We start from the raw sequence: 10,612 nt of genomic DNA, 5'->3' as shown, positions 1-10,612 counted from the left end.
CGGAGTCCGGCGCGCCGCCGCTTTCGTGCCGCGGCGGCACCGGTCACCACGGCGGACTCACGGCCGGACTCGCGCGTACCGGGCCCGCTCACGACGCGGGGAAGAGGTCGGGATGCACGAACGCCGCGATCTTCTCGCAGAGATCCGCGAGCGCCAGCGAACCGCGGATCGAGGTCGTGTAGTCGGCGGTCATCACGTCGCCGTTCCTGATCGCGGTGACGCTCTTGAGCCGGGGGTCGCGCAGGAGCCGGTTCCGGGACTTCTCCGCGTCGGACTTCTGGAACTCCGTCACGACGATCTTGTCCGGGTTCGCCGCGACGATCGATTCGAGCGAGAGCTGCGCGTACGTGTCCCGGGTCAGCTCCATGTACGTGCCCCCCGCCCCGTTCACCATCTCGTCCACGAGCCCGAGCGAGGGGGAGTAGTAGTCGTACGTGTCCCGCCCGCCACTGGCGACCAGCAGCACCGTGGGCGCGTCCCCGGCCTTCCTCGCCGTCTGCGCGACGGCGGCGATCCTGGCCCTCTGCTCCTCGATGTAGGCCCCGGTCCGCCTCGTCACCCCGAAGACCTCCCCGACGTGGCGCACGTCCTCGTAGTAGCTGTCCAGGTCCCGGCCCACGGTGTAGTTGACGGAGGGCAGCACCCTCACGCCCCGGGCGTTCCAGAACGGGACCTCGCCGATCTTGTCGGGCTTCAGCGCGAACGACATGGTCAGCACGAGGTCGGGACGGCGTTCGAGGATCGCCTCCTTGGAGGGCAGCTGATCGGAGATCTTCGGCAGCTTCTCGATCCGGTCCGCATAGGCCGAGTAGGAGTTGTCGAGATAGCCGACGCCCACGATCCGGTCCTCCAGACCGAACTCGATCATCAGCTCGGCGAGCGCCTGCCCGATGACCACCACCCGCCCCGGGCGCTTCTCGACGGTCTGGGTGAGTTTCCCGCCCGCGTCGTCGACGACGTCGAGGGTGACGGGGTAGTGACCGGATGGCGCCGCCGCGCCGGTGCGCCCGGCGGCGGGTTCCGCCGGTGCCGCACAGCCGCTGAGCAACACGGCCGCACCGATGGCGAGCGCGGTGCGGGCGCGTATCGGGGAGACGTTCACGATGTCCTTTCGAGCCGGGCGTGGCGACGGCCACAGGCCCATGCTGAAACGGACGAAAGCGAAATCCGTACGGAGCGCGGTCCCCCGAAATGTGGAGCGAACACCTGCGGCGCCCGTTACATCCACGGCGCCCATGGCGGGCCGGGGCCGCCCGTGTGCGCGCTACGCCGCGTCCGCTCCCCGGGCAGCCGCCCGGCCCCGCCCCACGCGGTACTGCCGCGGGGTCCGCCCGAACCGCTTCTTGAAGGCGTAGCAGAAGTTGCTGGGGCTGGAGTAGCCGACCCGGAGCGCGATCGCGGCCACGCTCAGATCGGTTTCCACGAGCAGCAGCGAGGCCCGGCGCAGGCACTCGTTGCGGTGATGGCTGAAGATCGTGTCGCCGTAGAGCTGCTTGAACCCGTGGCTGAGCCGCTTGGGGTTCATCCGCAGGGCACGGGCGAGGGATTCACCGGTGTGCTGTTCGTGCAGGTTCTCCATCAACAGCGCCGGAACCGTCCGGATGCGCTCGATCTCGTACTCGGCGAGTGGCAGTTGGGCCGGTTCGCGCGGAACGTCGTCGCGGGAGACGATCCGGGCGAGGATCTCCATGACCTTCGCCTCGAAGTAGAGCGCCCGGAAACGGACGGGCAGCGTGCACAGGAACAGGTCCCCGAAGGCGGCGGCCAGTTCGGGCGGGGCCTGACGGCCGAGGTAGTGCGCGTCCCGCTCGTCGACCGGCATCCCCTCGACGCTCTCCTGCCAGGCCCCGGCCCCGACGCTCCCGAAGAACGCGGTGGTCGCCGATCGCTCGGCCGTGACCGACACCCCCCGGTAGCGCTGCCCGGCCGGCCGCGTCAGCCGCCCGGCCGAGGCCTGGGAGCGCGAGATGGACAGCTGCCCCGCCCCGAAGACCGACGCCCCCGCACCCGCCTCTTCGAGCAGCATCAGACCGTCGGCGCAGTACTCCAGCTCGAAGTACTCACCGCCGAGGTCGAAGTCGAGGACCAGTTCGTCGTGGAACATCACGTCGTACAGGGTGAGCGTGACACCTTCGAGCAACTCGTACACCGTGATGCGCCCCTCCCCCGCCTCGGGCCGCACCTCGTGCACCACCGCCCCGCCCCCGAGCTCCCGCCGCACCGCGATGGCCGCGTAGAACTCGCGGTACTGCCGCTCCAGGTCCGCGAACCCCCGCGCGGAAGTAACCGAAAACCGGCCCGCCATGCCTCACCCCGGGTTCACGAGGAAACGATCACGCCTACCCGGGTAAGGGTACCCTTACCCGGGTACGCGGCGCCCACGCAAAAGGCCCCGGATTTCTCCGGGGCCTCTGGCTTGCTGTGCACTCGGCAGGATTCGAACCTGCAACCTTCTGATCCGTAGTCAGATGCTCTATCCGTTAAGCTACGAGTGCTTGTGCTTCCCGGTTTTTTTCTTCCCGGTCGGCGTTGCGGGAACAACATTACATGACCTGCGCCGTAGCGCGAAATCCATTAGCTGTACCGCCTCTGACCTGCGGAAACGCCCTGTTTGGCGACGCCCGGCGCGCACACCGCACCTGTGCGTGATCACGGCAGATCGCGGATTCAGCCGCTCCCGGGCGGCTCACCGAACCACTCGCCGGGCCGTACGAGAACGACAGAGGCCGCGCGAGAACGACCGAGGTTGCCCGAGGGCGACCAAGGGCGACCAAGGGCGACCGAAGGCTGAGGGCCGAGGACGGCCGGGAACGTCCGAGAACAGTCGGAACGGCCGAGTGGCGATCGAGGCGGCCGTCGCGAGCGTTCGGGGCACAAAGACCGCCGAGAACGCCGAGGTCCCGGAAGACGGCCGAAGCCCCGTGCCGGTGGCACGGGGCTTCGGTGAAAGCGGAGGCGGAGGGATTTGAACCCTCGATGGGTTTTAAGACCCAAACCGCATTAGCAGTGCGGCGCCATAGACCGGACTAGGCGACGCCTCCAGCACACCCCGCGCGAGCGCGAGTGGTGTGTGCAGATGATGACACAGCCAAGCGTCGTGTCACCAATCGCTGCCTACGGTACTAGGCAGTCGGGTGCGAGGGCAAAGCGCCGCGGGTGCGCAACGTCGTGGCGCGAGGAGCGTTAGTGGGGAGGGAGGCACCGGCCTCCTGTTCCCCGTTCTTCCGTTCGTCAGGCCGCCCTTCGAAGATTCGCGAGAAAGTGCGCGTTCCCGGAGGGCCCGAGCACAGGAGTCCGTCATGCTGCGCCGCCTCGCTCTCACCGCCGTCGTGTCCCTCGCCGTACTGTCCGCCGCCGCGCCGGGTGCCGCGGCGGCGTCCGGCCCCCTTCCGCTGCCATCGCCCCTGCCCTTGCCCCTGCCGCTGCCCCTGCCCCAGGGCGAGGACGACGCCCGCGCCCGGCTGACGGTGACGGTCTCGAAGGCGGGGGATCCCTCGGCCGAGGGAGTCTTCGAACTGGAATGCGCTCCCGTGGGCGGCGACCACCCGGCGGCGGAGCCGGCCTGCGACCGGCTGGCGGAACTGGCGGACGAGGGCACGGATCCGTTCGCACCGGTGCCCCGGGGCGCGATGTGCACCCAGCAGTTCGGCGGTCCGGCCACCGCCCGGATCACCGGGACCTGGCAGGGGCGGCACATCGACGCCGTGTTCAGCCGGGCCGACGGCTGCGAGATCTCGCGCTGGAACAACCTGCGGCCGGTGCTTCCCGGGGTCCGGTGAGACGACGCCCGGTGAACGACGCCCGGTGAACGGCGTCCGATCCGGTCCGGCGCCCGGCCGACGACGCCCGGGCAGCGGTGGCGACCGTCCGGCCGGCCGACGTCCGCGAAGCGGTGGTGACCGTCCTGTGCGGCGTCCGGTGCGGGGCAGCCGGACCGTTCCCTGCCGGGTGCCCCGCACGGTGTCGACAGGTGGGCGCGGCACGCCGTGTCCACCAAACCTTGGTGAGAGCTCCTCCTCATCCGCCGCCCCGCGCTCCTCCCCTGCCCTTAGACTCCTTCCGTGACAGCACGCGGCCCGAGGGGCAAGATGGGGCCCGCTGTCGGCAAGGTGCGGTAATCAGGGAGGAAGCGTCTCGTGAGCAGCAGGCCGTCCCGAGGCACTGCTCGCCTCGCAGCCATACTCGATGCCCTCCCCGACGGGCTGCTGCTCGTCAACTGCAACGGCACGGTCGTCAACGCGAACACGATCGCCCTGGAGATGTTCGAGACCCCGGGCACCGCGCTCGTCGGGCGCGGACTCCTCGACCTGCTGCCGGAGTTCGACTCCCGCCTCATCCCCGGTTCGATGCGCCGGCCCGAATCCGTCGCCGACGACCGCGGCCGTACGAAGCCGACTCGGATGACCGCGCGCCGGACGGACCGTGCCGAGTACCCCGTCGAGGTCACCAGCGCCGGGCTGGAGGACGGGAACGCCGCGTACAACGACCTGCAGGGCGGTTACGGCGGCGGCTACACCGGTGACGAGCTGCTGATGATCGTCGTGCGGGACCTGTCGGGGACCGTCGACACCGAGGCCGAACTGGCCCGTTCGCAGCGACAGACGGAGATGATCCTGCGGGCGGCGGCCGAGGGCGTCGTCGGCACGGACACGGACGGCCGGGTCGTCCTGGTCAACCCCGCCGCCGCGCAGATCCTGGGCTTCCGCGCCAGCGACCTGGGCGGCCGGGAGCTGCACACGCTGGTGCTGCACTCGCGGGCGGACGGGGAGCCGTTCCCGTACGACGAGTCGCCGCTCGCCGACACCCTCCGCTCGGGGCGCAAGCACCGGGTGCGCGGGCAGGTCCTGTGGTCCAAGAGCGGGGCGCGGGTCCCGGTCGACCTGACCACCGCGCCGGTCCGGGACGGGGACCAGCTGGTCGGCGCGGTCATGACGTTCACCGACCGCAGGCCCTTCGACGAACTCACCGAACGGCACGAGGCCGAGGTCGCCGAGCTGACCTCGCGCCACACCACCGAGGTCACCGGGCTCACCGAGAACCACACGGCCGAGGTCGCCGAACTGACGGAACGGCACGAAGCGGAACTGGCCGACCGGGCCGAGCGGTACACGACCGAACTGGAACAGCAGGCCGAACACCTGGCGGCGCTGACCGCCCGGCATTCCCAGCTCACCGCCGTGCTCGACGGGGCGCTGCGCGGGCCGTTGGAGGAACTGCGCGGCGAACTCTCCACGCTCGCAGCCGACCCGGCGGGCCAGCTGTGGCCGGAGGCCAACCAGATCCTGCATCACCTGGCCGCGGGCTACGCCCGTATGACCACGCTCGTCGACAACGTGCTCGGCTATCAGCGTCTGGACGCCGGTGAGGAGCAGCTGTCCAAGACGAACGTGCTGCTCGATTCGGTCGTGACCGCCGGTATCGACGCGGCCGTCGAGCTGATCGGCCCCGGACGCGCCCAGTTCGCGGTGCACGCGCCGCCGATCGAGGCGGAGGTGGACGCGGCCCGGCTGGTGACCGCGCTCGCCCACCTGGTCGCGGACGTCGCCGGGGTCGACTCGACGGGCAAGGCCCGCCTGGTGCAGGGCAGCGGCTACGTCGACTCGACGGTCGTCGTCGCCGCAGCACAGCGCGGTGAGGTCGTACGGATCGAGGTGCGCGGCCCGTACGCCGGAGGCGACCCGGTGCACGAACCGATCGTGCGCGGGATCGTGGAGGCGCACGGCGGCGTGCTGCAGACGCACGAGGTGCCGGGGATGAGCGGCAGCGCGTACGTGCTCGAAGTGCCGCTGGGCACCGGCTCGGGAACGGTGGTGCAGCAGTCGCCCGAGGCGGAGCCCGCGGCCGGGCCGCCGCCCGCGCCGACGGCGGGGACGGAGTTGGAGGCGGAGTCCGGCACGGACCCGGTACCGGCGTCGGGGCCGGGGGCCGCAGAGTCGGGCCCGGGGACGGGGACCGCTCAGGGAGCGCCGGGCAGCGGGCGGCGCCGGGCGCGCCGGGCGTCCACGGACGCGTTCCTGGAGAGCCCGGTGGGCGGTTCGGGGCCGGACGCCGACACGGGCGCCGGTTCCGGTGCCGCTCCCGGTTCCGCCGACGCGTCGGGGGACACCGCGGCGCCCGCACCGACCGGGCGGCGCCGCGCTCGCCGTGAGCCGACGGCCGAGGGCGCGCAGGAGGCGCACGGCGGTCAGGGCGGTCACGCCGGTCCGCACGACATGATTCCCACCCAGCAGGCCGAGGGGTCCGGGCGCAGGCGCGGGCGGCCGAGCCCGGCAGAGTCCGGCCAGTACCCGCTGCCCGCACAGATGCCCCCCATGCCGCCGCTGCCTCCGCTGCCGCCTCTCCCCCAGCAGGTCCCGGGGGACCGGGGTACCGAGCAGGGGCCGGAGCAGGGGCGCCGGGAGCCCGTCGGCGGTCCGCAGGGACCGGGGCAGGCGTTGGCACTGCCCGCGGCGTCGGCTCCGGCCGAGGGCGCCGGGGCGGCGGGCCGGGGCGCGCAGGGCGGCGGCGACCGTCCGCAGCTCGGCCGGACCGTGCCGCCCCAGGGTGTTCCGCCGGAGGCCCCGGTGCCGGTGCCCCCCGCGGGTACGCACCGGGCCCGCCCGGGCGGCGAGAACCAGCTGGCCCTGGCCTCGTCGGCGTCTCCGTCCCCGTCCTCCTCCGAGGCCGCTGCCGCTGCCGCTCAGGCCGTTGCCGTCCCCGCCGTCGGCGAGGCACCGGGCGCGGACTCACCGGCCGTCGGCGAAGGTGCCGTGCCCGTTCCGAAGCCGACCGGACGGCGGGCCCGGCGGACCCTGGCCGCCGCGCAGGAGCGGGCCACGCAGGCCGAGCCGACGGGCCCCCGCACCGCGTTCGCCCTCCCCCCGGCCGACGCGGACCGGGACGCGCCCCAGGCCGCCGGGGCGGACGCTTCGCTGCCCGGACGCCATGACGCCGCGCGCCTCGCGCCGGACGACGACCACACACCGCCCCAGGCGCATCCCCTGCCCACCGGCCGGCGCCGGGCGCGTCACGCCGACACCCACCAGCAGCCCGGCCAGGAGGACGCCCACGGCGTTCCGGACACCGGTGAGGTGCCCGTACGGCAACCGGCGCGGCCCGGGGACCTGCCGGGGAGCGGTGTCCCGGGACGGAACCCGGCCGGGCCGGTGGCCCCCGGCGAGCCGTCCGCCGGTCAGCCCGGCCTCCGGCCCGGCGACGCCCCGGACCTGCCCTCGGCCGGCCACACCACGCACGGCACCGGCTCCACGGCCGTGGCAGGCTCCCCCGATGCCGCCGGAGCGGTGCCGGGTCGGCCGCACGACAGCGCGCCCGGACCGGACGCGCCGAGGCAGCCGCTGCCCGAGGAGGCGCCGACGGCCGACGACGGCTCGCCGGACACGTACGCCTCGGACCCGCATGCGTCGGACACGCAAGGGCGTGCCTTCAGCGTGCGGACGCTCGGTCAGGGGGTGCCGTTCGCCCAGCACATCGCCCACCAGTCGCATCCGGCGCCCGGTGGCGCCGGACGGCGCCGTAAGCTCGCCGCCCCTCCGGAGCCGGAGGAGGAGCACACCCCGCCGCCCTCGGCGCCGAGATCCGTGTCCGGCCGGCCCGGCGCCGCGCAGGGCCCGGTCGCCGCGCCGCCCCAGGGCCGGCCTTCCCCGGGGCAGCCATCCCAGGGCCAGCCGCAGCAGGGCCACGGCGCCCACGCGGCTCACGGGGGGCACGGTCAGCTGCTCGCGGCCCCGGAGGCCGAGGGGCGCGCGTACGCCATAGGGGCGCCCGACGAGGGCGCCGAAGGACCGGAACCGCTGGACGGGCCGGGTGGCGCGGTGGAGGTCTCCAACCGTCCGACGCCACCGCCGGTCGACGACGAGCTGCCCCCGGAGCCGCTGGACAACCCGCGCCGCCTGCTCGTCTGGCCCGCCCCCGACGTCGCCACCCAGCAGGCCCTGAGCGACCGCGGCTACCGGCCGGTGATCGTGCACTCGCGCGAGGAGGTCGACGCCCAGATCGCCGCGTTCCCGGCCGCGCTGTTCGTGGACCCGCTCACCGGGCCGATCACCCGCAAGGCGCTCCAGTCGCTGCGCCAGGCCGCGGTGGCGGCCGAGGTCCCGGTGCTGGTGACGGCGGGCCTGGGCCAGGCGTCGCGGGAAGCGGCGTACGGTGCCGACCCGGCCGTGCTCCTCAAGGCGCTCGCCCCGCGCGACAGCGAGCAGCATCCGCCGCGGGTGCTGCTGATCGAGGAGCACGAGGAGATCGCGCTGGCGTTGACGGAGACGCTGGAGCGGCGCGGCATGCAGGTGGGACGGGCCGCCACGGACAACGAGGCGGTGACGCTCGCCACCCGGATGCGACCCAATCTGGTGGTGATGGACCTGATGCAGGTGCGCCGCCGCCGGGCCGGGATCATCGACTGGCTGCGCGCCAACGGCCAGTTGAACCGCACCCCGTTGGTCGTCTACACCTCCGCCGACATGGCGGGTCCGGACCTGCCGAAGCTCAGCACGGGCGAGACCGTCCTCTTCCTGGCCGAGCGCTCCACGAGCGACGAGGTGCAGGCACGGATCGTCGACCTGCTCGCCAAGATCGGCACCAACTGACCGACGTCCGGCGTCGCTTCGTCACCGACCGACCGGCGTCACCACGGTGACGGCCCGCAGCACGAAGGGGTGGTACGGAAACTTCCGTACCACCCCTTCCGCCTCGCTCCCCGCCGACCACCGGCCACCGGCCAGTCGACCACCGAACAGTCGGATCAGAGGTGGGTGATGTCCAGCTCGCCCTCCGCGTACCGCTTGCGGATCACCTTCTTGTCGAACTTCCCGACGCTGGTCTTCGGCACCGCATGAATGACCGTCCAGCGCTCCGGCAACTGCCACTTGGCGATGCCCGACTTGGTGAGGAAGGCCCGCAATGCCTCGTAGTCGGCGTCGGCGCCGTCCTTGAGCACGACCGTCGCGAGCGGGCGCTCGCCCCACTTGTCGTCCGGGACGGCGACGACCGCCGCCTCGGCCACGTCCGGGTGCGCCATGAGGACGTTCTCCAGCGAGACGCTCGAAATCCACTCGCCGCCGGACTTGATGACGTCCTTGGCCCGGTCGGTGAGGGTGAGGAAGCCGTCCGGGCTGATCACGCCGACATCGCCGGTCTTCAGCCAGCCGTCCTCGCTGAACTTGTCCTCGGGGCGCAGGTCCTCGCCGTCCGCGCCCCCGTAGTACGCACCGGCGATCCACGGGCCGCGTACCTCCAGCTCGCCGGCCGACGTGTTGTCCCACGGCAGGTGCTCACCGCCGGGGCCGACCAGGCGCGCCTCGACACCGGCCGGGAAGCGGCCCTGGGTGACGCGGTAGGCCCACTCCTGCTCCTCGGCCAGGCCGGCGGGCGGGATGGCCATGGTGCCGAGCGGCGAGGTCTCCGTCATGCCCCAGGCGTGGCAGAGTCGGACGCCGATCTTGTCGTACGCCTCCATGAGGGACGGCGGACAGGCGGCACCGCCGATGGTGACGCTGGCCATGGAGGTGAGGTCGCGGGGGTTGGCGGTGACCTCGGCGAGCAGCCCCTGCCAGATCGTGGGGACGGCGGCGGCGTGCGTCGGCCGCTCGCGCTCGATCATGTCGGCGAGCGGAGCGGGCTGCAGGAACCGGTCCGGCATGAGCATGTTGATGCCGGACATGAACGTCGCGTGCGGCAGCCCCCAGGCCAGTACGTGGAACTGCGGGACCACGACCAATGTGGTGTCCTTGTCGGTCAGCCCCATCGACTCGGCCATGTTGACCTGCATGGAGTGCAGGTAGACGGATCGGTGGGAGTAGACGACGCCCTTGGGGTCACCGGTGGTGCCGGAGGTGTAGCACATGGCCGCGGCCTGGCGTTCGTCGATCTCGGGCCAGTCGTAGGTGGTCGGACGGCCGGCGATCAGCTCCTCGTACTCGTGCACCCGGGGCCGCGCGCCGTCGAGGGCGGAACGGTCGCCCGGACCGGAGACGATCACGTGCTCGACCGACGCCAGGCGCGGGAGGACCGGAGCGAGCAGCGGCAGCAGGGAGCCGTTGACGATGACGACCTTGTCGTCGGCGTGCTCGACGATCCAGACGAGCTGCTCGGCGGGGAGCCGGAGGTTGAGCGTGTGGAGGACCGCACCCATCGAGGGGACCGCGAGATACGCCTCGACATGCTCCGCGTTGTTCCACATGAGGCTTGCTATGCGCTGGTCGCCCTCGACACCGAGTTCGTCGCGCAGGGCGTTCGCGAGCTGTGCGGCCCGTCGGCCGATCTCGGCGAAACTGCGCCGCTGTGGCTCGGGCTCCCCGGTCCAGGTCGTGACCTGGGACTTCCCATGAATGGTCATCCCGTGTTCGAGGATGCGGGTCACAGTCAGCGGTACGTCCTGCATGGTGCTCAGCACGGCGTCCTCCCGGTGGGCGCTACGCGGCAGTAGGGTTCCGCTGATTCTGCGCGCATACCGGCTGGTATGTCACTAGTCCCAAGGTCACGAGTTTTATGGCCGGAGCTTGGGGGTTCTACGACTGGAGCTTTCTCACTCGCCGCACCGGGGCGGCGGGCCTGCGCCACCACACCGGGGCCGGCGGACGGACCGGGGGTCTGCGGACCTGGATCGCCGGGGCGGGGT

The 10,612-nt window shown here is 72.5% G+C and carries 5 protein-coding genes and 2 tRNA genes; 2 read left to right on the top strand and 5 right to left on the bottom strand.

Features of this window, described 5'->3' with window-relative positions; genetic code table 11:
* Window positions 1–88: 88 nt before the first annotated feature.
* The 4 genes from AMK22_RS18880 to AMK22_RS18865 form a co-directional block, all read right to left on the bottom strand.
* A complete protein-coding gene (locus AMK22_RS18880) occupies window positions 89–1,102 on the bottom strand; it encodes an ABC transporter substrate-binding protein (RefSeq protein ID WP_073786533.1) in 1,014 nt (337 codons plus the stop codon).
* 162 nt (window positions 1,103–1,264) lie between these two features.
* The gene (locus tag AMK22_RS18875) at window positions 1,265–2,305 is read right to left on the bottom strand and encodes a helix-turn-helix transcriptional regulator (protein ID WP_073786531.1); all 1,041 of its coding nucleotides are present in this window, start codon (window positions 2,303–2,305) and stop codon (window positions 1,265–1,267) included.
* A gap of 117 nt (window positions 2,306–2,422) precedes the next feature.
* A tRNA-Arg gene (locus tag AMK22_RS18870) sits at window positions 2,423–2,495 on the bottom strand.
* Between the two features lie 455 nt (window positions 2,496–2,950).
* A tRNA-Ser gene (locus tag AMK22_RS18865) sits at window positions 2,951–3,041 on the bottom strand.
* Window positions 3,042–3,299: 258 nt separating this feature from the next.
* Here AMK22_RS18865 and AMK22_RS18860 point away from each other — a divergent pair.
* Window positions 3,300–3,779, top strand: a complete 480-nt coding sequence (locus tag AMK22_RS18860) for an SSI family serine proteinase inhibitor (protein ID WP_073786529.1) — start codon at window positions 3,300–3,302, stop codon at window positions 3,777–3,779.
* A 357-nt stretch (window positions 3,780–4,136) separates the two neighbouring features.
* Window positions 4,137–8,582, top strand: a complete 4,446-nt coding sequence (locus tag AMK22_RS18855) for a PAS domain-containing protein (RefSeq protein WP_073786527.1) — start codon at window positions 4,137–4,139, stop codon at window positions 8,580–8,582.
* 155 nt (window positions 8,583–8,737) lie between these two features.
* Here the strand turns inward: AMK22_RS18855 and AMK22_RS18850 are convergent, their stop codons facing one another.
* Window positions 8,738–10,387, bottom strand: coding sequence for a long-chain fatty acid--CoA ligase (locus AMK22_RS18850; RefSeq protein ID WP_073786525.1), 1,650 nt, complete (start codon window positions 10,385–10,387; stop codon window positions 8,738–8,740).
* Window positions 10,388–10,612: the final 225 nt, after the last annotated feature.

Origin of the sequence: Streptomyces sp. CB01580 (assembly GCF_001905795.1) — a bacterium.
Lineage (GTDB): Bacteria > Actinomycetota > Actinomycetes > Streptomycetales > Streptomycetaceae > Streptomyces.
Note: the sequence above shows the minus strand (reverse complement) of the source record. Positions and strands in the feature narration are given on the sequence as shown.

What these genes read in the sequence shown, in the direction of transcription:
- AMK22_RS18875 (WP_073786531.1), bottom strand. Translation starts at nt 2,305, where the DNA reads ATGGCGGGCCGGTTTTCGGTTACTTCCGCGCGGGGGTTCGCGGACCTG.
- AMK22_RS18860 (WP_073786529.1), top strand. Translation starts at nt 3,300, where the DNA reads ATGCTGCGCCGCCTCGCTCTCACCGCCGTCGTGTCCCTCGCCGTACTG.